This window comes from Pseudomonas sp. R1-15, assembly GCF_051132085.1.
GTDB lineage: Bacteria > Pseudomonadota > Gammaproteobacteria > Pseudomonadales > Pseudomonadaceae > Aquipseudomonas.
Genome location: NZ_CP071660.1, coordinates 5,711,707 through 5,732,220 on the forward strand (window position 1 = coordinate 5,711,707; position 20,514 = coordinate 5,732,220).

The window sequence follows — 20,514 nt, forward strand, 5'->3', positions numbered from 1 at the left end:
ACGTCCGGACTCACGGCCAACCCCGAGTGTTCCAGACGTCGACAGAAGCTCACTTCCCCATTGATACCTGATAAGTACCTGATTAGCCGCCCGGAGTGCTCCATGCCTGATTACCGTTCGAAAACATCCACCCATGGCCGCAACATGGCCGGCGCCCGTGCCCTGTGGCGCGCCACGGGGATGAAGGATGACGACTTCAAGAAGCCGATCATCGCCATTGCCAACTCCTTCACGCAATTCGTACCAGGCCATGTTCACCTCAAGGACCTGGGCCAACTGGTTGCACGGGAAATCGAACGCGCCGGCGGGGTTGCCAAGGAATTCAACACCATCGCCGTGGACGACGGCATCGCCATGGGTCACGACGGCATGCTGTATTCGCTGCCCAGCCGCGAGATCATCGCCGACTCGGTCGAATACATGGTCAATGCCCACTGCGCCGACGCCATCGTGTGCATTTCCAACTGCGACAAGATCACCCCCGGCATGCTCATGGCTGCCTTGCGCCTGAATATCCCGGTGATCTTCGTGTCCGGTGGCCCGATGGAGGCTGGCAAGACCAAGCTCGCCAGCCATGGCCTGGACCTGGTGGACGCCATGGTGATTGCCGCCGACTCCAGCGCATCCGACGAGAAAGTCGCCGAGTACGAGCGCAGCGCCTGCCCGACCTGCGGTTCCTGCTCCGGCATGTTCACCGCCAACTCGATGAACTGCCTGACCGAGGCCCTGGGCCTGGCGTTGCCTGGCAACGGTTCGACCCTGGCCACCCACAGCGACCGCGAACAGCTGTTCCTGCAGGCCGGCCGGACCATCGTCGAGCTGTGCAAGCGCTACTACGGCGAAAACGACGAGTCGGTGTTGCCGCGCAACGTCGCCAACTTCAAGGCGTTCGAGAACGCCATGACCCTCGACATCGCCATGGGCGGCTCGACCAACACCATCCTGCACCTGCTGGCCGCTGCCCAGGAAGCCGAGATCCATTTCGACCTGCGCGACATCGACCGCCTCTCCCGCCACGTGCCGCAACTGTGCAAGGTCGCGCCGAACATCCAGAAGTACCACATGGAAGACGTGCACCGCGCCGGGGGTATCTTCAGCATCCTCGGTTCGCTGGCCCGCGGCGGCTTGCTGCACACCGACCTGCCAACCGTACACAGCAAGACCATGGCCGAGGCCATCGCCAAGTGGGACATTACCCAGACCAGCGACGAAGCCGTGCATCACTTCTTCAAGGCCGGCCCGGCGGGCATCCCGACACAAACCGCGTTCAGCCAGTCGACCCGTTGGGAAACCCTGGACGACGACCGTGAGAACGGCTGCATCCGCAGCGTCGAGCACGCCTACTCCAAGGAAGGCGGCCTGGCCGTGCTGTACGGCAACATCGCCCTGGACGGCTGCGTGGTGAAGACCGCCGGCGTCGACGAGTCGATCCATGTGTTCGAAGGCAACGCGAAGATTTTCGAAAGCCAGGACAGCGCCGTGCGGGGGATTCTCGCCGACGAGGTGAAAGCCGGCGACATCGTGATCATTCGTTACGAAGGTCCGAAGGGCGGCCCGGGCATGCAGGAAATGCTCTACCCGACTTCCTACCTGAAATCCAAGGGGCTGGGCAAAGCCTGTGCGCTGCTGACCGACGGCCGTTTCTCCGGCGGCACGTCGGGCCTGTCCATCGGCCACGCTTCGCCGGAAGCAGCGGCTGGCGGTGCCATCGGCCTGGTGCGCGATGGCGACAAGGTGCTGATCGACATTCCGAACCGTTCGATCAATCTGTTGATCAGCGATGAGGAACTGGCTGCGCGCCGCGTCGAACAGGACAAAAAAGGCTGGAAACCGGTGGAAGTGCGTCCGCGCAAAGTCACCACGGCCCTCAAGGCCTACGCCCTGCTCGCCACCAGTGCCGACAAGGGTGCGGTGCGCGACAAGGCGATGCTTGACGGGTTGTAAGCGCCCGAGCCACATAAAATGCCCCGCCACAAGTGCGGGGCATTTTTATTGGACCAGAGATGTCCCCTGTGGCGAGGGAGCTTGCTCCCGCTGGGCCGCAAAGCGGCCCCAAAATCCGCCACATGCGTAGCATCAGAAACACCGCACCCGCCGCTTCACGACTGCTTCGCAGCCGAGCGGGAGCAAGCTCCCTCGCCACGGAAGCCGTAACTGATCCGGTTTACTGGATATCTTCCGGCTTGACGATCACCCAGTTCTTGTCCGCTGTCACGGGCAGTCCTTCCTTGGCCTGGGCGGCCGCGTGCTTGGCCATCATGCCGTTGATCTGGGTCATGTATTTATCCTTGCGATTGACCCACAAGTGGATGCCGCCCTTGGCCACGTCTACATCATGGAACAGCATGTAGCCGTCGCTGCTCGGCGTGTCACCAGCCACCAGCACCGGTTTTTTCCATTCATCGATATAGGTCAGGATCGCCGCGTGCTTGCCGGCCATCCAGGTCGCCGGCGTCCACAGGTACGGTGTGTACTCCAGGCTAAGATTGGCCTTTTCGTCATATTTACCGTTGGTGATTTGCTTGCGGGCGGTGGTCAGTTCGCCGGTCTTGCGGTCCTTGAGCAGCGTGGTTACGCCAATGACATTCTGCGGCTTGAGGTTGTAGCCATACTTCGGGTCCGAGGCAACCATGCGCACCAGCTCTTCGGAGGCGGCGGTCATGACATAGACCTCGATGCCGCTCTCCATCAGCTTGTTGTACAGCTCGGCCTGGCCGGTGAATATCTTCGGTGGGTTGACGTTGTACTGGACCACTTTGTCGCCATCGTAATACGTGGTCGGTACCGGTTTGCCGGAAGCCATCAACTCATCGACGTAGCCCTTCAGCTCCTTGAGGGTGAAGCCGGAAAACACCTGGGCCACCCACGGGTAGCAGACCATGTCGTCTACTTCGCAGAGTCGATAGTAATAACTGAACAGGCTTTCCTTGTGGTCGGCGGTGTCCTTGAATGGCATCAGCTTCAAGGACGGGTCCAGGCTTTCCCGGGTGATAAGCCCCTTGTTCTCCATGAACGGCAGCAGCGACTCTTCGAGGTCGTAGCGATAGCTGGTGTTGTCCATGTCGAACACCGCGTAGTTACCTTTGTTGGCGTTGGCCGCGATCATCGCTTCCAGCGCCTTGGCCTGTTCCGCGGGCCAATGCTTGAGGTCAGTGGCGAGCGCCTGGCCGGCGAGGCCCAGGCCTATAGCGACAGCGAGCAAGCGAGGTACGAGCTTCATCGACATTTACTCCCAGGTTGTAGGAGCTCGACGCTAACAAATGCCTGTGACAGATCCCGCCTGTGCGCGACCGCTTGCGTCTCGATAACGCCAGCGGCATACCCCTGGGCGTCAACGCCTTATTCCAAAAGCGACAGTAAACATTCTTTTTAAGTATTAATTCTTTAGATATCAGGCTGTTAGGCTTTCCGGCTCACAGTCGCGACGCTTGGCGGCTGGCAAAGTCTTTCCGGAGTTTTTCATGAATCTACCGCTGATCCTCAATCTGTTGGTGTTCATCGCCTTGCTGTACGGCTTGGCGCAAACCCGTCACAGCACTTGGAGCCTGGCCAAAAAAGTGCTGCTGGCGCTGGTCCTGGGCGTGGTGTTCGGTATCGCCCTGCACACGATCTACGGCGCAGGCGACCCGGTGCTCAAAGCCTCGATCGGCTGGTTCGACCTGGTGGGCAACGGCTACGTGCAGTTGCTGCAGATGATCGTGATCCCGCTGGTCTTTGCTTCGATCCTCAGCGCCGTGGCCCGCCTGCACAACGCCTCGTCCCTGGGCAAGATCAGCTTCCTGACCATCGGCACGCTGCTGTTCACTACCGCCATCGCCGCCCTGATCGGTATCGCTCTGACCAACCTGTTCGGCCTCACTGCCGAAGGCCTGGTGGCCGGAACCCAGGAGCAGGCACGGCTGCAAGTGATCCAGAGCGATTACGCCGGCAAGGTCGCCAACCTGAATATCCCGCAACTGCTGCTTTCGTTCATTCCGCAGAACCCCTTCGCCGACCTGGCCAGGGCCAAGCCGACGTCGATCATCAGCGTGGTGATCTTCGCGGCGTTCCTCGGTGTCGCGGCGTTGCAATTGCTCAAGGATGACGCAGAGAAAGGCCAGAAGGTGATCAACGCCATCGACACCCTGCAAAGCTGGGTGACGCGCCTGGTGCGCCTGGTGATGAAGCTGACCCCGTATGGCGTTCTGGCGCTGATGACAAAAGTGGTGGCTGGCTCCAATCTGCAAGACATCATCAAGCTCGGCAGCTTCGTGGTGGTGTCGTACTTGGGGCTGGGGCTGATGTTCGTAGTCCACGGCCTGCTGGTGTCCGCTGCCGGGATCAATCCGTTGCGCTTCTTCCGCAAGATCTGGCCGGTGCTGACCTTCGCTTTCACCAGCCGCTCCAGCGCGGCGACCATCCCCCTGAGTATCGAAGCCCAGACCAGCCGCCTCGGCATTCCCAGGGCGATCGCCAGCTTCAGCGCATCGTTTGGCGCCACCATCGGCCAGAACGGTTGCGCCGGGCTGTATCCAGCGATGCTGGCGGTCATGGTCGCGCCTACGGTGGGGATCAATCCACTGGACCCGGTGTGGATCGCGACGCTGGTAGCCATTGTGACCTTGAGTTCAGCGGGCGTGGCCGGTGTCGGCGGTGGCGCAACGTTCGCCGCGTTGATCGTGCTGCCGGCCATGGGCTTGCCGGTCTCGCTGGTGGCGCTGCTGATTTCGGTCGAGCCGTTGATCGACATGGGCCGTACCGCGTTGAACGTCAGTGGCTCGATCACCGCCGGGGCGATTACCAGCCAGGTGATGCAGCAGACGGACAAGGCCTTGCTCGATGCCGAGGAGCATGGGGAGTTGGTGCACGCTTGATTGGTGGCGCCAGGTAGATCGCCTTCGCGAGCAGGCTCGCTCCCACAGTTGACCGCTTTTCCTGACCCAACTCGGTTACCTGTGGGAGCGAGCCTGCTCGCGAAGCTTTTAAAGCTTCTCCCACACCTCAAAGCTGTAGGCCGGCTTGTCCCCTTCAGCCGGGTTCAGCTGGTTCGACACCAGTTTCCACTGGCTCGAAGCAAACTCCGGAAACCACGCATCCCCTTCCGGGTTCAGCGCCACGCGGGTCAGGTACAAGCGATCCGCCTGCTCCAGTGCCTGCGCGTAGAGCTGGGCGCCACCGATCAGCATCAGCTCGTCAACGCCCTGTTCCAACGCCCAGGCTTCGGCCCGTTCCACTGCGGCCTCCAGCGAAGAAAAGACTTCCGCGCCTTCCAGCACCAGGCCCGGCTGGCGGCTGACGACAATGTTCAAGCGTCCCGGCAGCGGCCGACCGAGGGAGTCCCAGGTCTTGCGCCCCATGATGATCGGCTTGCCCAGGGTGGTGGCCTTGAAGTATTTGAAGTCCCCCGGCAAGTGCCAGGGCATGCTGTTGTCGATGCCGATCACACGGTTTTCACCGAGGGCTGCGATCAGGCTTAAGGGAAGAGTTTTTTTCATGACGGCGAGGATACCAGAGGCCCGGACCGGCGCCACAGCGGTTATGCTGATTGCTCATTCGAGCAACGGAAGCCCTCGTGACTGAACTGCAAAACCTCTGGTTGACCGAGACGATACGCCTGCGTGAAGAACATGCCGGCCCGCTCGAAGACCAGGAAGCCAATCGCCTGGCCCGCGCGGCCGGCGGCGATCTGTCCACGCGCATCCGTCATCGCGCCCACTGGCTGGCCGAGCGCGATGGCCTCGTCCAGGCCCTGCGTCACTGGCTGCAAGGCGCACGGCTGGCGCTGGTAACATTGGCCGTGCTCGCCGTGGCCAGCGGCGCCGGCCTGGGCTTTGCCGCCCTCGGCGATGGACGCGCGCCGGTCAACGTATTCTGGGCCCTGGGCAGCCTGTTGGGGCTGAACCTGATCCTGCTGATCGGCTGGGCCCTGGGCCTGCTGTTCGCCGGTGAGCAAGGCGCCACGCTCGGCCGCCTGTGGCTGTGGCTCAGCGAAAAGCTCGCCCGCGACGCCAAGGCCGCGCAACTCGCGCCGGCGCTGCTGCTGTTGCTGCAACGGCACAAGCTCAACCGCTGGGCCCTCGGCGTGCTGGTCAATGGCTTGTGGTTGCTGGCGATGCTCAGCGCGCTGGTCATCGTTTTGTTGCTGATGGCGACCCGGCGCTATGGCTTCGTATGGGAAACCACCATTCTCGGTGGCGAAACCTTCGTCGCCATGACTCAGGCCCTCGGTGCGTTGCCCGCCCTGCTGGGCTTCAACGTGCCGAGCGTCGAGATGATCCGCGCCAGCGGCGACGCCGCGCTGGACATCGAAAGCGCCCGCCAGGCCTGGGCCGCCTGGTTGGTGGGCGTGCTGCTGATCTACGGCGTGCTGCCGCGCCTGGGCCTGGCGCTGTTGTGCCTGTGGCGTTGGCGCCGTGGCCGCGCCAGCCTGCGCCTGGACTTGAACCTGCCCGGCTACGCTCAGCTGCGTGAGCGATTGATGCCAAGCAGCGAACGCCTGGGCGTCAATGACGCCGCGCCCGCACAATTGCATCAAGTCGAAAGCGCCGTGGGCGCCATGGCAAGCGACGGCGCGCTGCTGGTGGCGATCGAGCTGGATGAACGTCCCTGGCCGCCGAAGCTGCCGGGCACCGTGAAAAGCGCGGGCATCCTCGACAGCCGCGAATCGCGCCACAAATTGCTTGAACAACTTTCGCGCTTCCCGCCCGCGCGCCTGGCGATTGCCTGCGATCCCCGGCGCTCACCAGATCGTGGCAGCCTGGCATTGATCGCCGAACTGGCTCGCAGCGCCAGCGCCACCCGCGTCTGGCTGTTGCAGGCACCGCCCGGCGAAGCACTGGATGCCGAGCGCCTGGGTGACTGGCACAGCGCGTTGCAGCAACTGCAATTGCCGTTCGCCGACTGCGCGCCGTTGAACTGGCTGGAGACGGGCCATGACTGAATCCATCAAGCCATTGAAGCTCGCCGTGGTCGGGCACACCAACGTCGGCAAGACCTCCCTGCTGCGTACCCTGACCCGGGATGTCGGCTTCGGCGAAGTCTCCCACCGCCCGAGCACCACCCGTCACGTCGAAGGGGCGCGCCTGTCGGTGGACGGCGAGGCGCTGCTGGAGTTGTACGACACGCCTGGGCTGGAAGACGCCATCGCCCTGCTCGATTATCTCGAACGCCTCGAGCGTCCCGGTGAACGCCTGGATGGCCCGGCACGCCTGGCCCGCTTCCTCGAAGGCAGCGAGGCGCGACAACGCTTCGAGCAAGAAGCCAAGGTGCTGCGGCAGTTGCTCGCCAGCGACGCCGGGCTTTATGTGATCGATGCCCGCGAACCGGTGTTGGCCAAGTACCGCGATGAACTGGAAGTCCTCGCCAGTTGCGGCAAACCGCTGCTGCCGGTGCTCAATTTCGTCAGCAGCGCCCAGCACCGTGAAGCCGACTGGCGCGAAGCCCTGGCGCGGCTGGGCCTGCATGCGCTGGTCCGTTTCGACAGCGTCGCCCCGCCCGAGGACGGCGAGCGACGTCTGTATGAAAGCCTGGCGTTGCTGCTGGAAAGCGCTCGCGGGCAATTGGAGCGGCTGATCGCGGACCAACAGGCCCAGCGTCTGGCACGCCAGCAGAGCGCCAGACGGCTGATTGCCGAATTGCTGATCGATTGCGCCGCTTGCCGGCGCAGTGTCGCCAGCGACGCCGAACTGGAACGCCAGGCCATCAGCGAACTGCGCAACGCGGTGCGTCAGCGCGAACAGCGTTGTGTCGAGGCCCTGCTCAAGCTCTACGCTTTCCGCCCTCAGGATGCAGCGGCCAGCGATCTTCCCTTGCTGGATGGCCGCTGGGGTGATGACCTATTCAACCCCGACACACTCAAGCAATTGGGCGTACGGGTCGGTGGCGGCATTGCGGCCGGGGCGGCGGCCGGAGCCGGTGTCGACCTGCTGGTGGGTGGCCTGACCCTGGGCGCCGCCGCCCTCGCCGGGGCGATTGCCGGCGGCGCGCTGCAAACGGTCCGCAACTATGGCGACCGGTTGATCGGCAAGCTCAAGGGCCAACGGGAACTGAGCGTCGATGACAACGTGCTGCGCCTGTTGGCCCTGCGCCAACGGCAACTGCTGCAAGCCATCGACCAGCGTGGCCATGCGGCGATAGAGAGCATCCATATCGCCACGCCCCAGGACAAGACCTGGCGCGAAGGCAAGCTGCCTGAAGCACTGGGCAAGGCCAGGGCGTATCCGCAGTGGTCGTCGTTGAATCCCCAGCCACGACTGAGCCAGGCCGAACGACAGGAACAGATCGAGCTGTTGGCTGAACAGCTCTAGACACCAAAACTCCCGTGGCAAGCATCCCCCCGTGGCGAGGGAGCTTGCTCCCGCTGGGCTGCGCAGCAGCCCCAAAACCAGACACTGCGGTAGGTCAGGCTAAATCAATGGGGCCACTGCGTGGCCCAGCGGGAGCAAGCTCCCTCGCCACAAGAGCGACCGCGCACGCGTCTACAGCTCGCTCAGCGCTTCAAGGGCCAACGCCGCTTCCGCCAGCTCCAGTTCACTGAACACCCGAACCCCATTGCGCTTGAGCAATGCCGCCGTCACCCCTTCACCTCGAACCTTGACCCCGCTGAACGTGCCGTCATACGTCAGCAGGTTGCCACACGAGGGGCTGTTGGCCTTGAGCACGGCGATGCGGATGCCGTGCTCGCGCACCAACGCCAGCGCTTGATAGGCCCCGGACAGAAACTGCGCGCTCACATCCTCGCCCTCGGTGGTGATCACCGCCGCGTTGCCATCGAGCACTCGCGCGCCCTGGCCGCCAGGAATCTCCGCCGCCGGCCGGGGCGTGGGCAGGCCGCCGGCAACTTCCGGGCACAGCGGCACGACCCGACCTTCGTCGAGCCAATGCTGGAGCAAGTCGAACGGCCCGCTGGCGCCACCGTCATAGCGCACGCGATGGCCGAGCAGACAGCGGCTGACCAGGATCTTTTGCATGTTCAGAACAACTCGTTGCCACGGCGCCGGAACCAACCGGTCAAGGACAGCCGATCACGCGTGGCCGGCAGGACCTCATGGGGTATATCCCCCGACAGAAACACCACCAGGCAGCCGCCCGTGGGCACCACGTCATGCTCCACGCCTTCATCCAGGTACATGCGCAACTGGCCGCCGTGCTCGGGCAGCCAGGCGTCATTGAGGTAGAGCACCGCCGAGACCATGCGCCGGTCATCATCGCGAAAGCGATCGACGTGCTTGAGGTAGAACGCGCCCGGCGGGTACAGGGCGAAATGACTTTCAAAATCCTCCAGGCCCAGGAACAGCCCCCGGTTCAAGGCCTCGCGCAGGCTGTCCATCAGCCCCAGGTAACGATCACAGGCCTCGACCTGGCCGGGCTCGATCCACTGGATGCGATCGCCACGAACCCCTTCGCGAATTTCCGAAAACGGCCCGCGCCCCACGGCGGCTGGAGCCAGTTCGCCTTCGGCGGCGCGCTGGCGACATTCGGCCGCCAGCGCGCGGGTGAGCGCATCCGGCAGGAAGATGTTCTGCTGCGACCAGCCGCGCTCGGCCAGGTCATCGACGATACGTAACAGCAACGGATGATCAGAAGGTATTCGCATGGCGCGCATAGTATTCCTGTGCCTGCAAAACCGACAGCGCCGCGCAGCGGGTTGGCTGCGCCTGTCAGCACCGTCGTACGAACTTGATACGAATTCTCGACAAGACCCCGCCCCCCACGGAGAATAGTCGGCTGCTGACAGGAGTCCCTATGCGCCGTTTGCTTTTCTCACTGTTGATGTTCTGCGTATTGCCCGCCTGGGCAGACAGCTATGACCAGTTGTACAAGGTCGCCGGCTGGCCGGAACAGCGGGCGCATTTCAATGACGCCTTGAGCGCCGCGCAGCAGCGCTACCAGAGCAGCTTGCCGCCGGCGGTCTTCCAGGCGCTGGTGAACAACAGCAACCAGCGTTTCGCGCCCCAGGCCATGGACCAGCGGGCCGAGGCGCAACTGCGCAGCAATCTTGCCGACCCGAACCCGGCCCTGGCTTTTTTCCAGTCGCCACTGGGCCGCAAAGTCGTCGCCGCCGAACTGCTCGCCACCCGCCGCGACCAATTGGCGAAGAACGCCAAGGGCCTGCCGAAGATGCAAGCCAGCGACAATCGCCTGCTGATCATCGGCCACCTGGCCCAGGCCCTGCCTGCCCGCGAAGCCGGCGCCGAAGTCAGCCTGGCGATTGCCGGCGTGGCGGCCGACAGCTTGAGCTCGATGATTCCCGGCCTGCTCGGCGGCGGCCAGGCCCAGGGCATGCTGAACGGCCAGCGCCAGCGCCTGATGGATCAGATCGGCGCGGACCTGAACAACACGTTGCTGTACGTCTACCGCGACCTGACGGATACCGAACTGGAAGAATTCGCCACGTTTGCCGAGTCGGCCGAGGGCCAGGCTTATTATCAGGCGGCATTGGCGGCGATCCGGGCGGGGTTGGCGGTGGGGCAGAATCTGGGGCAGTAATCTTCAGCGCCTGTTGCATCGTCTTCGCGAGCAGGCTCGCTCCCACACTGGTCCCCCAGCACACCCAATACCCTGTGGGAGCGAGCCTGCTCGCGAATGCAATAGCCCGGTCACCGCCGAATCCGGCCCATCCGCTTGCTCAAAAACCCAAACATCTCCTGCCGTATCGCCAACGTCTCGTTCGCCAGGTGATGCCGCCCCTCGGGCAACATCAAGACCTGCGGCCGATCGAACTTGCCGCGCAACACTTGCAGGTTATGCCGCCAATCCACGGTCATGTCCGCCTGCCCCTGCACGATCAGAGGTTGCCGCGAGCTGCTCGGCGCCGCCTCGATACGCCGGATCCACTGCGCCAGCGCCCCGACCCAAGCAGTGGGCAGGCGCAGCGGTTGCAACGGATCGGCCTGCAGGAACGGCAGGAAACCCGGGTCGCTGGAGTTCTCGCTGAAGCGCCGGGCGATGCCGCTCACAAAAGGTTTGAGCAAGTAATAACTGAGGCGCGACCAGCCCCAGGCCCGTGGCCGAACCAAGGGCGACAACAGGATGACCTGGCCCTGGGCCGGGCTGTCCGCGCCGTGGTGCAGCACATGGTCCACCACGATCGCGCCGCCGGTACTCTGGCCGCACAGGTGCCAGGGTTGCGGCAGGTCCAGGGTCTCGGCTTCGGCCAGCAAGCCGCGCAAGGTCGCCTGGTATTCGGCGAAATCGCCGATGCTGGCGCGCTCGCCACTGGACAGGCCGTGGCCCGGCAAGTCGCAGCTGATCACCACCCATTGCTGATCCAGCGCCCACTCGACCAAATGCCGGTACAGCCCCATATGGTCGTAATAGCCATGAAAGAGGAACAGCGTCGCCACGGCTTTTTCCGGCCACCAGACCTGGCCGACCAGTTCATACCCGGCAATGTCGAAACGTCCCAGGCCCCTGCGCAAGGTGCGCGCCGGAAAGTCCAGCCCATAGAACTGCTGGTAGGCCTGCGCTTGCGCAGACAGCGGTTGCCACTGCGCCAGGGGTTGCAGGCTGGCGCGCAGGTGATCGGGGTCGAAGGAGGCGGGCATCAATATTCCAGGCAAATGCGCATCGCGCGAAAACAGGCGTTATACGCCTGCGATATTCATCTGTCGCGCCAGCCATGGCAAGCTACGCGGCTTCAGAGGATCGACTCCATGCGCCCGTCCCACCGCACAACCTTGCTTGCCAGCCTCCTCGCCCTGACGTGCGCCGTCATCCTGTGGTTCGCCTACGACTGGTTCCAGGGGCGTTTCCTCCGGGCGTTCAGTCAACACACGGCGGTGTTTTCCGGCGACCCGTTGCGCCTGCCCGCCGACCTCGCCGGTCCGGGCGCAATCCGCCTGGTGCACTTCTGGGATCCGACCTGCCCATGCAACGTCGGCAATCAGCAGCACCTCTCCGAACTGATCGACAAATATGCGCCGCAAGGCGTCGAGTTCTACGCCGTACAAAAGACTGGCAGCCAAGGCCACTTGCCCAGCACTTTGAGCAATCTCAAACCCCTGACGACGTTACCAGGCTCGGCACAGATTCCCGCCAGCCCCGCCGTGGCGATCTGGGACCGCAGCGGCAAGCTGGCGTACTTCGGGCCTTACAGCGAAGGCTTGACTTGCAACTCGAGCAACAGCTTTATCGAGCCAATACTCGAAGCACTCAATATTGACCGGGAAGTTAATGCGACTCATACGTTGGCGGTCGGCTGTTATTGCCCATGGTCGAACTCAAACTAATCCAACCCAACTACGATGCGTATTGTTTAAACGTCTGTAGGCGCCTTACAAAATCAGAGCTATTGCTCTTTTCTAGAGTACTTGCTCAAACAGCGAGCTGGCGCTGAACCGTTTGTCGGATCCAATTTTTCGAAAAGCCTCCGACATCCCCCGATTTTCGCTCCAGACGCCAACCAGGCCGGTCGCGCAGGGGGTTTCGGGGCGTTCTGGCTGCCGAGCTGAATCGTTTAACAACCGTCGGCGCTACGTGAACTTTTCTTTAATCGCTTCTCTAACCCTCGTACAGAAGATGTTGATTTTCTCTGCGATTGCGCGGCGGCGCTATATATCGAGGAAGTTGGATACGCCTTTTCATCGTTTTACTTGTCGACCCTCCTAAACCAAACAAAAAATGGAATCGTCAGTGATGCAAAAGTTGTTATGCGCTGCACTTTCCACTCCCACGAAAGAGGATGCTCTCAATCTTGAGGCGTTTGCCCAGTGCGTCGCCCCGCTAGGGGTCGATGTGCTGTTGCGCGGCGAGACCGGCACTGGCAAGGACACGCTGGCGGAAAAAATCCACCGCATGTCCGGCCGCTCCGGCAAGTTCGTCGCCATCAATTGCGCCGCCATTCCCGAGTCCCTTGCGGAGAGCCAACTCTTCGGAGCCAATACCGGCGCGTTTACCGGTGCCAGCCAGAATCGCGCGGGCTTCGTCGAAGCCGCGCACAACGGCACGCTGTATCTGGATGAGATCGACAGCATGCCGTTAGGGCTGCAAGCCAAGCTGCTGCGTGTCCTGGAGTCGAGGACTGTGCAGCGGCTGGGCTCGACCCAGAACATCCAGGTGGACATGCGGGTGATCGCCTCGGCCCAAAGCCCGTTGGCGGAAATGGTCGAGCGTGGCGAGTTTCGTCGGGATCTCTATTTCCGCTTGAACATCATCAGCCTCAAGCTGCCACCGTTGCGCAGCCGCAAGGAACGCATCGTGCCGCTGTTCCAATCCCTGGTACGCCGGGAAGCCCAGGCACTCGACCAGCCCTACGTCGCGCCTTCGCCAGCGCTGTTGCGCCAGTTGCTCGGCTACGCCTGGCCTGGGAACATCCGCGAGTTGCAATCGGCCGCCAAGCGCTACGTGCTCGGCTTGCCGGCACTGCCCCGCGCCGAGCAGCTGGAGCACAACAGCTCGACCCTCAAACTCAAAGAGCATCTGCAGCAGTTCGAAAAGATCCTCATCGAGGACTGCATGCGTCGCCACCATCACTGCATCGATAAAGTCATCGCCGAGTTGGGCATCGCCCGCCGCACGCTCTATTACCGGATGAAATGCCTGCAAATATCGACGAGCTGAGTGGATTGGTGGAACCGTTTTCGCAGCGGTCGCCACTTATTCGTCGAGACGTTCACGATCGTCTCGCCATTCCACAATCCGGAGATACGACTATGAGTTTTGGTGGAGCTTCTCTCGCCGCCTCCACGGCAGCCATGCAACAGATGGACGCCACGTCGGCGGCGATGACGACCATGAAATCCCAATTCGACCAGAAAAAACTGGTTGCCGACACCATGAACGCAATCGCGGCAGGGTCGATGGACACCGCGACCAAGGCCATCACCGCCATGGGGGAGGCATCCAAGAACATACGCTTCTGACCCTCTCGCTCCAGCCCCGCTCCGGCGGGGAATCCCATGCGCGTCGAGGGAGAAACCCGATGCAGATCCATTCGCCAGACAACCTTCGTAGCACCAGAGATTTGCTCGGTGACGACCCGACACTGCGCCAAGCCTCGCCTGCGAACGGCCTGGCGGATCGGGTCGTCGAGCACCTGGCGCTGCACGGTGCGAGCGATCGGCTGCGCGAGTCGCTCGTCCAATGGAGCAGCGAACACGGCTCGACTGGCGGGCAGCCCCGGTCAGGTTTATCCACCCCGCAGGACAGATTGGCCGCCGAGACCCAGGCCCCTCTGCATCTGGTGCTCGAAGATATTCTCGAGGAGATCAACGGAGGTACCGGATCCACCCTCGATGTCGACAGCGACGATGCCTATTCCAACGAAGATCTGTTCAACGACCTGGCGCAGATGCTCGCCCACCGCCGGCAGCCCATCGGCGATAACGACGTCGACAGCCAGAGCGATTTCGGCAACGCCAACAACCCGTTCTGCGGTGCGCTGTTCGGCGCCTGGGAGCTGGAAGGCGACCGCGCCACGCGGCGCGACCGCTACGACACCAGCCTGTCGTTGTTGCTCAAGATCATCGCGGTGCTGGGCCGAAGGAAACTGCTGACCCTGCTGGACATCGACGAAGAGCAAGGCCAGGCGCGTTATGAACAGGACGACCTGGACCTGCTGTTCGAGGTCGCGGCATTCATGGACCAGCACCCGTCGCGATACCCGCCACCGGCGAGCTTCGACGGGCAAAACTGGACATGGACCGAACGGATTGCCTGTGGCGCATGGCTGGAGGCTCAAGAGACACGGCTGTTCCAGCTCGCCCTGGAAGAACTGGACCTCGCTCTCGCCCGCCTGTCCGGCCAGCAGCCGCCTATGCAACGGCGCGGTCGACGCAGCCGGGAAGAAATCGAGTTTCATCTGAGCGTGACGGGTAGCGCTCGCAACGTCTTGAGGCTGATGTACGCCTGAAGGCCCACCTTGTAATCGGAGATATGCCATGACCGTACAAGCCATCGACACCACCAGCGTGGTTTCCACCGCAACCAAACCTGGCGCCAGTGCGCGGCCGAGTGCCGAGACCAGCGATGTCAGCTGGTTCAACGCGCAAATGCGCGAAAAAGCCCCCGCCCCCGACAGTGAAAACAATGTCGCGGCGAGGATCATCGATTCGTTGTCCAGCCGCTCCGGCGAATTGCAACGGCTGGACGATCGCGCCAACCGGGACATGCTCAAGGCCATCCGCACCGCCGATCCCCAGGACATGTTGCAGTCCAACCGGTCGCTGTCTTCCTTTCACCTGGAAAGCCTGATGACCGCAAAGATCGTCAGCAAGGGCTCCCAGGCGATAGAGAAGCTCACCAATCTCCAGTAAGGGAAAGCCGGTCATGTTCATGCGCGCATTCTCACCCTTAGTGCTGTGCCTGCTACTCGCCGGATGCGACGAGAGGACAGCGCTGCACAGCCATCTTTCCGAGCAGGATGCCAATGAAGTGATCGCGGAACTGGCGGACAAGAACGTCGAGGCCAGCAAGCAGGTCGATAAGGACGGGCTGACCGTGCTGGTCGAGCCAGCGGACATGAACAGCGCGGTACAGGTTCTCGAAGCCGCTGGGCTGCCGCGTCGATCGCGCTCCAGCCTGGGGGAGATCTTCCGCAAGGAAGGCGTGATTTCCACACCGATGGAAGAGCGTGCCCGCTACCTCTACGCGCTGTCTCAGGAGCTCGAATCGACACTGTCGCAAATCGATGGCGTGGTGCTCGCCCGGGTCCATGTGGTGCTGCCGGAACGGGTCGCTCCCGGCGAGCCGGTCCAGCCCGCGTCGGCCTCGGTGTTTATCAAGCACACCAGCGCGCTGGATCCTGACAGCATCACGCCGAGAGTGCGCAACCTGGTCGCCAGCGGAATTCCCGGCATGGCTGACGCGGCCCAGAACCCGGCCAAGCTTTCGGTGGTCTTCGTTCCCGCGGCGGCTTATCAGGAACGGCGCAAAATGGCGTATTTCGGGCCTTTCCTCATGCAGGCCGACGACATCGGCTATTGGCGGGGAGTAACCCTGGCGGCCGGCCTAACCTTGCTCGCCCTCCTGCTGGGCGCCTCGTACGGCCTCTACCGGTTGTGGCGCAACGGCATACTGGTGCTGCCGCGATTTTTCGAGCGCAAGGGCACAGCGCCGGCGGGCGCGCAAAACGGCACGGCGCCACCACTGTTCGCGGTGAAGAACCCGGGCGCCAAGCCTGACAGCAAGGGGACTGCTGCATGAACGCGGCGCTTGAATGGGCTCGCTGGTGGAGCCTGGCGTGGCGCGAAGCAGACCGTGATTGGTATCCACCCGCGCTCGGCCTGCTGACCGGGCCACAAATCGACGCCTTGGCCCGCGGGCATCACGCCGCATTGGCCCGCGGTTTCGGCATGACGCCGTGCACACCGCCACAGCCCGACCCGGCGGTGTTGTCACTCTGTTGCGGCACGCCCCGAACCTTGGCCCTGGCCTGCCAATTAGTGGCGAACACCTGCTCGCCGTTGACGACGATGGACATGCTTTCGCCGCAGGACCGGGCGTGGTGCGAGCGCACCGCCAAGGCGTTGCGCCCCGGACACTGGCTCGAACCCGGCCACGACCCGCTTGCACTGCTGCGCGCCTGGCTGGGGGAGCGGACCTGGGAGCGTACGCGCCTGGCCTTCCCGCGCAGCAGGATCATTGCCCTCGAATCACAGCCCACCCCACGGCCGCCTGCCGCCAAGCTCAACACGCTCTGGCAGTCCGCGTGCTGGAAAGCCGAGCAAAGCCTGGCGCCAGCGCCCCCCCAAACGGAGATGCACGATGCTCGCTCGGCGCTCGCTTGACCTACGTCCCGGTGGCCAGGGCCTGTTGCAGCCCTGTATCCCTCGCGAAACCCTTGTGGATTGTGGCCGAGCACAAGCCGTTCTCGAACAGGCCCAGGCCCACGCCACGCAGCTGATCCAGGGTGCCGCCGAAGAGGCGGACACCGCAGTGCTCCAGGCACAGGCGCAGTTCTGGGAAACGGCCGAAACCGTGCTCGCCAGCTGGGAAGCCGAGCGCCAGGCCATGTGGGAACGGATCGAGGCCAGCGCCGCGCAGTTGGTCAACGAGGCCTTGGGAATGCTGTTGAACGAAGTCCCGGACCAGGCCCGCATCGATGCACTCGTTCGTCAGCTTGCCTCACGCCAGCATGATTCGGTCAGTGCGACTCTTCGCTGTCATCCCGACGACTTGGCGAAGCTGAGCCAAAGTCTGGACTCATCTGGCGAACGTCCCTGGACGCCGGTGGCGGATCCCGGCATGGAGGCGCATCAGCTGAAGCTGGAAACACCAGGCGGCACGTTCCTGCTCGATTGGGCCACGGCTGTTGAAGCGTTGCGCCTGCCAGAACCGCAGCGGTAGCCCAAACGACCCGGAACCCGTGGCGAGGGAGCTTGCTCCCGCTGCCCTGCGCAGCAGGGCTCAAATTTTATTCAGGCAGACCGCATCAGCCGGTTTTGCGACTGCTGCGCAGCCGAGCGGGAGCAAGCTCCCTCGCCACGGGGATTCGGATGTTTGACAAATCCATCCTCGCCCCTCCTGATCTTTTGCTCACTTTTCGCGGAACCGTCATCGGCGTAATCACCACTCATCCGGTGAATACGCTTACCTCGGAGCAACCGCCATGTCTTCTATCGATGCCATCCAGCGCCGTCTCGATACCTATTTCCAACGCGCCAGCGACAACGTCAACAACGCTGCAATGAACGCCGCCGAGAGCCAGTCACTCGACGATATGCACTCGTTCGTGACCAGCATGAACGGCATGTCGGTCGCGGTGAACGCGGCCACTCAACAGACCACCGCCCACCACAACCTCGCCAAGGCGATCATCGATGCAATGCCATGAGCTGCGCATACAGCTCGCTCGCTGGAACGCCGACGTCGACGGCGCGGAACATTTCGCCATCGTCATCGATGATGGCGAAGCGATCTTCAAGAAGCTGGATGACGGCCTACTGGTATCGGTCGAGTTGAATTTCCCGCCGGGCAACGAAGGGTCCCTGGAAGACCTTCTGCGGCTGGCGCAGCCAAGCCTCTCGCGTTTCCCCGGTGCGTTGGCCCTTTCGCCTCAGGACGAGCGTTTATGGCTACTGGCGCAACTGGCGACAGACGCGCACATCGACGACCTGGTCGAAGTGCTCGAAGCGCTGCTCAACCAGCGGGACACCTGGCAATCGATTCTCCATAAAGAACAACGTGCCGTGGCGCGACGCCCCTCGCACTTTCACTCGCTCGGAACAGGAATCCGCCATGCCTAACAGGTGGCTTGCACCGTACCGCTCGATGGCCGCCGGCCAGGTACACTTTCGCCGGTCCATCGTCCGTCGCTGGACCAAGACATCGCTGCTTGCACTGGCATTGGCCGGCGCGCTGGGCGCGGGCATGCCGGTCGAAGCGGCGGTACCGACCGACTGGAAAAACACGCCCTACGCCTACGATGCCCAGAACACGCCCCTGCCCAAGGTACTTGGCGACTTTGCCAATACTTTCGGGGTGCAACTAGTGCTCGATGGCACCGTCAAAGGCAGCGTCGATGGCCGGATGCGCGCCGAAAGCCCCCAGGCATTCCTCGACCGGCTCGGTCTGGAAAATCGTTTCCAGTGGTTCATGTACGGCAACACCCTGTACGTCAGCCCTTTGCAAAACCAGGACTCCACGCGCCTGGAAGTGTCCGCCGATGCCGCGCCGGACATCAAGCAAGCCCTGACCGACATCGGCCTGCTGGACCCGCGTTTCGGTTGGGGTGAATTACCCGACGAAGGCGTGGTGCTGGTCTCCGGCCCGGAACGCTACGTGCGCCTGGTGGCGCAGTTTGCCGAGGCGCGCAAGACACCTGAAGAGAAGCAGGAGGTGATCAGCTTCCCGCTGCGCTATGCCACCGCCGCCGACCGGAGCATCAAGTACCGCGGCGATACGCTGGTGATTCCCGGGGTTGCCAGCATCCTCAAAGGGCTGCTGGAAAGTCGCAGTGCGGTGTCCGGTGGAATGCAGGCGACCTCGCCTCAGGCCTCGTTCCAGAACATGCAGGCCCAGCAGTCCATGACGATGGGCAATATCGAGCAGTTGGCATTGAGCGGCATGGGCCGCCCGAACACCAACCGCGTGCAAGGCCCGGAAAGCGCTGGCAAGGGCGGCCGCGGTCGGATCCGCGTCGAAGCCGACGTGCGCAACAACGCAGTGCTCATCTACGACTCGCCCAAGCGTCGGGAGATCTACACGCCGCTGATCCGTGACGTGGACGTGCCACGCAAACTGGTAGAAATCGATGCAATCATTCTCGACATCGACCGCACCCAACTGGCCGAACTGGCGTCGAACTGGAACGTCGAGAGCGGCGATCTGATCGGCGGCGCCTCGATGATTCGCCCAGGCGCCAGCTCGACGGTATTCATCCAGGACTACGGCGACTTTTCCGCGCAACTGCGAGCACTGGAAGGTCGCGGCCTGGCCTCGGTCGTGGCGAATCCATCAGTATTGACCCTGGAAAACCAGCCGGCGGTCATCGACTTCAGCCGCACCGAGTACATCTCCGCCATTGGCGAACGGGTGGCCACCGTCGAGCCCATCACGGCCGGCACCAGCCTGCAGGTCGTGCCCCACACCATCGAGACCGGCGGCCGCAACCAGATCCAGATGTTCCTGGACATCGAAGACGGCAAGATCGAGCCCTCGGAGGTCGGTCAGCAGACGCCCAGCGTTCGGCGAGGAGTGGTCAGTACGCAGGCGGTGATGGGGGAAAGCCGATCACTGGTGGTGGGTGGTTTTCATACCGAGGAAACCGGCGACAACCTCGAACGGGTGCCATGGCTCGGACGCATCCCGCTGATCGGACCGCTGCTGTTTTCCTCGACCACCCGCGAGACCAGCCGCCGTGAACGCGTATTCATCCTGACGCCCCGTCTGATTGGCGACCAGGTCGACCCGGCCCGCTACATCTCCGAGCTCGATCGTGAACAGGTGGACAGCGCAATGGCACGCCTGGAAGAGCGGCGCAACGGCACTCGCCCCATCGGTCGCATCGAGATCAGCGACGTGCTCGCCCAATTGGCCGATGGCAACATTCCGCCGACGTTCAAGCAAGCCGCCTCGATTCCTTACTCGGCCGACACGCTGTGCGCGTTGCAACCGGGGCTATCGCTGGACGCCGGGCGCGCCCAGTGGTTTGCCGGGCCGGACTACGGCATCGCCGTGGGCGTGGTGCGCAACGATGGCGACCGACGGTTGCGCTTCGACGAGGCCAGTTGCAGCACCCGCTGGACCATGGCCACCTCCGCCTGGCCGAAGGTGTGGCTCGAGCCCGGTGAGGAAACCGAAGTGTTCGTCGTCATGAGACAACCCAAGCGCACACCAGGTGGCGGGCGCTCTTCCCTCTTGCAAACCAGTGCGAGGATCACGCCATGAGTCGCACCCCGATGCTGCTCGTCTTGTTGCTGTGCCTGCCGGTTTTCGCCGGCTGCGCAAACCGTTGGGGCTGCCAGGGCGATGCCTGTAGCCGCGCCGAACCCGACAACGGCCGTCTGGTGATCTGGTGGTCGCCGGGTATGCGCGGCGGCCTGGGCTCCCCCGAACATCCGCTCGACCATTCGGTCGTTCCACTGGAGAACTGAA

The 20,514-nt window shown here is 63.2% G+C and carries 22 protein-coding genes; 17 read left to right on the forward strand and 5 right to left on the reverse strand.

Features of this window, described 5'->3' with window-relative positions:
- Positions 1-102: 102 nt before the first annotated feature.
- Positions 103-1,944: a dihydroxy-acid dehydratase gene (ilvD, locus tag J3P97_RS25845; RefSeq protein ID WP_434673047.1), complete on the forward strand. Its 1,842-nt coding sequence runs from the start codon at positions 103-105 to the stop codon at positions 1,942-1,944.
- A 220-nt stretch (positions 1,945-2,164) separates the two neighbouring features.
- Here the strand turns inward: ilvD and J3P97_RS25850 are convergent, their stop codons facing one another.
- Positions 2,165-3,220 (reverse strand): haloacid dehalogenase-like hydrolase, encoded by a 1,056-nt coding sequence (locus tag J3P97_RS25850; protein WP_434673048.1) that lies wholly within the window; start codon positions 3,218-3,220, stop codon positions 2,165-2,167.
- Positions 3,221-3,461: 241 nt separating this feature from the next.
- On the opposite strand from J3P97_RS25850, the gene J3P97_RS25855 reads away from it, so the two are divergent.
- Positions 3,462-4,853, forward strand: coding sequence for an L-cystine transporter (locus tag J3P97_RS25855; protein ID WP_434673049.1), 1,392 nt, complete (start codon positions 3,462-3,464; stop codon positions 4,851-4,853).
- A gap of 108 nt (positions 4,854-4,961) precedes the next feature.
- On the opposite strand, the gene J3P97_RS25860 is transcribed toward J3P97_RS25855, so the two are convergent.
- Positions 4,962-5,474 (reverse strand): dihydrofolate reductase, encoded by a 513-nt coding sequence (locus J3P97_RS25860; RefSeq protein ID WP_434673050.1) that lies wholly within the window; start codon positions 5,472-5,474, stop codon positions 4,962-4,964.
- Between the two features lie 77 nt (positions 5,475-5,551).
- Here J3P97_RS25860 and J3P97_RS25865 point away from each other — a divergent pair, with 77 nt between their 5' ends.
- A complete protein-coding gene (locus J3P97_RS25865) occupies positions 5,552-6,919 on the forward strand; it encodes a DUF2868 domain-containing protein (protein WP_434673051.1) in 1,368 nt (455 codons plus the stop codon).
- The gene (locus tag J3P97_RS25870) at positions 6,912-8,285 is read left to right on the forward strand and encodes a GTPase/DUF3482 domain-containing protein (RefSeq protein WP_434602143.1); all 1,374 of its coding nucleotides are present in this window, start codon (positions 6,912-6,914) and stop codon (positions 8,283-8,285) included. The genes J3P97_RS25865 and J3P97_RS25870 overlap by 8 nt, the downstream gene beginning before the upstream one ends.
- 171 nt (positions 8,286-8,456) lie before the next feature.
- Here J3P97_RS25870 and J3P97_RS25875 read toward each other — a convergent pair whose 3' ends face one another.
- Both J3P97_RS25875 and J3P97_RS25880 read right to left on the reverse strand, forming a co-directional pair.
- The gene (locus J3P97_RS25875) at positions 8,457-8,948 is read right to left on the reverse strand and encodes a DUF523 domain-containing protein (RefSeq protein ID WP_434673052.1); all 492 of its coding nucleotides are present in this window, start codon (positions 8,946-8,948) and stop codon (positions 8,457-8,459) included.
- 2 nt (positions 8,949-8,950) lie between these two features.
- A complete protein-coding gene (locus J3P97_RS25880) occupies positions 8,951-9,583 on the reverse strand; it encodes a 2OG-Fe(II) oxygenase (protein ID WP_305498123.1) in 633 nt (210 codons plus the stop codon).
- 140 nt (positions 9,584-9,723) lie between these two features.
- Between J3P97_RS25880 and J3P97_RS25885 the strand changes: the two genes are divergently transcribed.
- Positions 9,724-10,467 (forward strand): DUF2059 domain-containing protein, encoded by a 744-nt coding sequence (locus J3P97_RS25885; protein WP_305498122.1) that lies wholly within the window; start codon positions 9,724-9,726, stop codon positions 10,465-10,467.
- Between the two features lie 110 nt (positions 10,468-10,577).
- On the opposite strand, the gene J3P97_RS25890 is transcribed toward J3P97_RS25885, so the two are convergent.
- The gene (locus J3P97_RS25890) at positions 10,578-11,525 is read right to left on the reverse strand and encodes an alpha/beta hydrolase (protein WP_434673053.1); all 948 of its coding nucleotides are present in this window, start codon (positions 11,523-11,525) and stop codon (positions 10,578-10,580) included.
- A 108-nt stretch (positions 11,526-11,633) separates the two neighbouring features.
- Here J3P97_RS25890 and J3P97_RS25895 point away from each other — a divergent pair, with 108 nt between their 5' ends.
- From J3P97_RS25895 to hrpT, 12 genes are all read left to right on the forward strand, one after another.
- The gene (locus tag J3P97_RS25895) at positions 11,634-12,209 is read left to right on the forward strand and encodes a DUF6436 domain-containing protein (protein ID WP_434673054.1); all 576 of its coding nucleotides are present in this window, start codon (positions 11,634-11,636) and stop codon (positions 12,207-12,209) included.
- 406 nt (positions 12,210-12,615) lie between these two features.
- Positions 12,616-13,539, forward strand: a complete 924-nt coding sequence (locus tag J3P97_RS25900) for a sigma 54-interacting transcriptional regulator (RefSeq protein WP_434602147.1) — start codon at positions 12,616-12,618, stop codon at positions 13,537-13,539.
- Positions 13,540-13,631: 92 nt separating this feature from the next.
- Entirely contained in the window at positions 13,632-13,841 is a 210-nt protein-coding gene (locus J3P97_RS25905; RefSeq protein WP_003206573.1) for a hypothetical protein, read from the forward strand.
- Positions 13,842-13,900: 59 nt separating this feature from the next.
- Positions 13,901-14,830, forward strand: coding sequence for a type III secretion protein (locus J3P97_RS25910; protein ID WP_434673055.1), 930 nt, complete (start codon positions 13,901-13,903; stop codon positions 14,828-14,830).
- A gap of 28 nt (positions 14,831-14,858) precedes the next feature.
- A complete protein-coding gene (gene sctI / locus J3P97_RS25915; protein WP_434673056.1) occupies positions 14,859-15,233 on the forward strand; it encodes a type III secretion system inner rod subunit SctI in 375 nt (124 codons plus the stop codon).
- Between the two features lie 13 nt (positions 15,234-15,246).
- A complete protein-coding gene (gene sctJ, locus J3P97_RS25920) occupies positions 15,247-16,122 on the forward strand; it encodes a type III secretion system inner membrane ring lipoprotein SctJ (protein ID WP_434673057.1) in 876 nt (291 codons plus the stop codon).
- Positions 16,119-16,706, forward strand: coding sequence for a hypothetical protein (locus J3P97_RS25925; RefSeq protein ID WP_434673058.1), 588 nt, complete (start codon positions 16,119-16,121; stop codon positions 16,704-16,706). The genes sctJ and J3P97_RS25925 overlap by 4 nt, the downstream gene beginning before the upstream one ends.
- Positions 16,684-17,265 carry a type III secretion system stator protein SctL gene (gene sctL / locus J3P97_RS25930; protein ID WP_434673059.1) on the forward strand — a complete coding sequence of 194 codons (582 nt, stop codon included), beginning with the start codon at positions 16,684-16,686 and terminating at the stop codon, positions 17,263-17,265. The genes J3P97_RS25925 and sctL overlap by 23 nt, the downstream gene beginning before the upstream one ends.
- 262 nt (positions 17,266-17,527) lie before the next feature.
- Positions 17,528-17,752 (forward strand): serine kinase, encoded by a 225-nt coding sequence (locus J3P97_RS25935; protein WP_305498110.1) that lies wholly within the window; start codon positions 17,528-17,530, stop codon positions 17,750-17,752.
- Positions 17,739-18,164 carry a type III secretion system chaperone gene (locus J3P97_RS25940; RefSeq protein WP_434673060.1) on the forward strand — a complete coding sequence of 142 codons (426 nt, stop codon included), beginning with the start codon at positions 17,739-17,741 and terminating at the stop codon, positions 18,162-18,164. Before J3P97_RS25935 ends, J3P97_RS25940 begins: the two co-directional genes overlap by 14 nt.
- Positions 18,157-20,307: a type III secretion system outer membrane ring subunit SctC gene (sctC, locus tag J3P97_RS25945; RefSeq protein ID WP_434602156.1), complete on the forward strand. Its 2,151-nt coding sequence runs from the start codon at positions 18,157-18,159 to the stop codon at positions 20,305-20,307. Before J3P97_RS25940 ends, sctC begins: the two co-directional genes overlap by 8 nt.
- The gene (gene hrpT, locus J3P97_RS25950) at positions 20,304-20,513 is read left to right on the forward strand and encodes an HrpT family type III secretion system protein (protein ID WP_434571108.1); all 210 of its coding nucleotides are present in this window, start codon (positions 20,304-20,306) and stop codon (positions 20,511-20,513) included. The genes sctC and hrpT overlap by 4 nt, the downstream gene beginning before the upstream one ends.
- The last annotated feature ends 1 nt before the right edge of the window (position 20,514 follow it).

Bases quoted from the DNA above. Each gene is read 5' to 3' on its own strand.
- ilvD (WP_434673047.1), top strand. From the start codon at position 103: ATGCCTGATTACCGTTCGAAAACATCCACCCATGGCCGCAACATGGCC.
- J3P97_RS25850 (WP_434673048.1), bottom strand. From the start codon at position 3,220: ATGAAGCTCGTACCTCGCTTGCTCGCTGTCGCTATAGGCCTGGGCCTC.
- J3P97_RS25855 (WP_434673049.1), top strand. From the start codon at position 3,462: ATGAATCTACCGCTGATCCTCAATCTGTTGGTGTTCATCGCCTTGCTG.
- J3P97_RS25860 (WP_434673050.1), bottom strand. From the start codon at position 5,474: ATGAAAAAAACTCTTCCCTTAAGCCTGATCGCAGCCCTCGGTGAAAAC.
- J3P97_RS25870 (WP_434602143.1), top strand. From the start codon at position 6,912: ATGACTGAATCCATCAAGCCATTGAAGCTCGCCGTGGTCGGGCACACC.
- J3P97_RS25875 (WP_434673052.1), bottom strand. From the start codon at position 8,948: ATGCAAAAGATCCTGGTCAGCCGCTGTCTGCTCGGCCATCGCGTGCGC.
- J3P97_RS25880 (WP_305498123.1), bottom strand. From the start codon at position 9,583: ATGCGCGCCATGCGAATACCTTCTGATCATCCGTTGCTGTTACGTATC.
- J3P97_RS25885 (WP_305498122.1), top strand. From the start codon at position 9,724: ATGCGCCGTTTGCTTTTCTCACTGTTGATGTTCTGCGTATTGCCCGCC.
- J3P97_RS25890 (WP_434673053.1), bottom strand. From the start codon at position 11,525: ATGCCCGCCTCCTTCGACCCCGATCACCTGCGCGCCAGCCTGCAACCC.
- J3P97_RS25895 (WP_434673054.1), top strand. From the start codon at position 11,634: ATGCGCCCGTCCCACCGCACAACCTTGCTTGCCAGCCTCCTCGCCCTG.
- J3P97_RS25900 (WP_434602147.1), top strand. From the start codon at position 12,616: ATGCAAAAGTTGTTATGCGCTGCACTTTCCACTCCCACGAAAGAGGAT.
- J3P97_RS25905 (WP_003206573.1), top strand. From the start codon at position 13,632: ATGAGTTTTGGTGGAGCTTCTCTCGCCGCCTCCACGGCAGCCATGCAA.
- J3P97_RS25910 (WP_434673055.1), top strand. From the start codon at position 13,901: ATGCAGATCCATTCGCCAGACAACCTTCGTAGCACCAGAGATTTGCTC.
- sctI (WP_434673056.1), top strand. From the start codon at position 14,859: ATGACCGTACAAGCCATCGACACCACCAGCGTGGTTTCCACCGCAACC.
- sctJ (WP_434673057.1), top strand. From the start codon at position 15,247: ATGTTCATGCGCGCATTCTCACCCTTAGTGCTGTGCCTGCTACTCGCC.
- J3P97_RS25925 (WP_434673058.1), top strand. From the start codon at position 16,119: ATGAACGCGGCGCTTGAATGGGCTCGCTGGTGGAGCCTGGCGTGGCGC.
- sctL (WP_434673059.1), top strand. From the start codon at position 16,684: ATGCTCGCTCGGCGCTCGCTTGACCTACGTCCCGGTGGCCAGGGCCTG.
- J3P97_RS25935 (WP_305498110.1), top strand. From the start codon at position 17,528: ATGTCTTCTATCGATGCCATCCAGCGCCGTCTCGATACCTATTTCCAA.
- J3P97_RS25940 (WP_434673060.1), top strand. From the start codon at position 17,739: ATGCAATGCCATGAGCTGCGCATACAGCTCGCTCGCTGGAACGCCGAC.
- sctC (WP_434602156.1), top strand. From the start codon at position 18,157: ATGCCTAACAGGTGGCTTGCACCGTACCGCTCGATGGCCGCCGGCCAG.
- hrpT (WP_434571108.1), top strand. From the start codon at position 20,304: ATGAGTCGCACCCCGATGCTGCTCGTCTTGTTGCTGTGCCTGCCGGTT.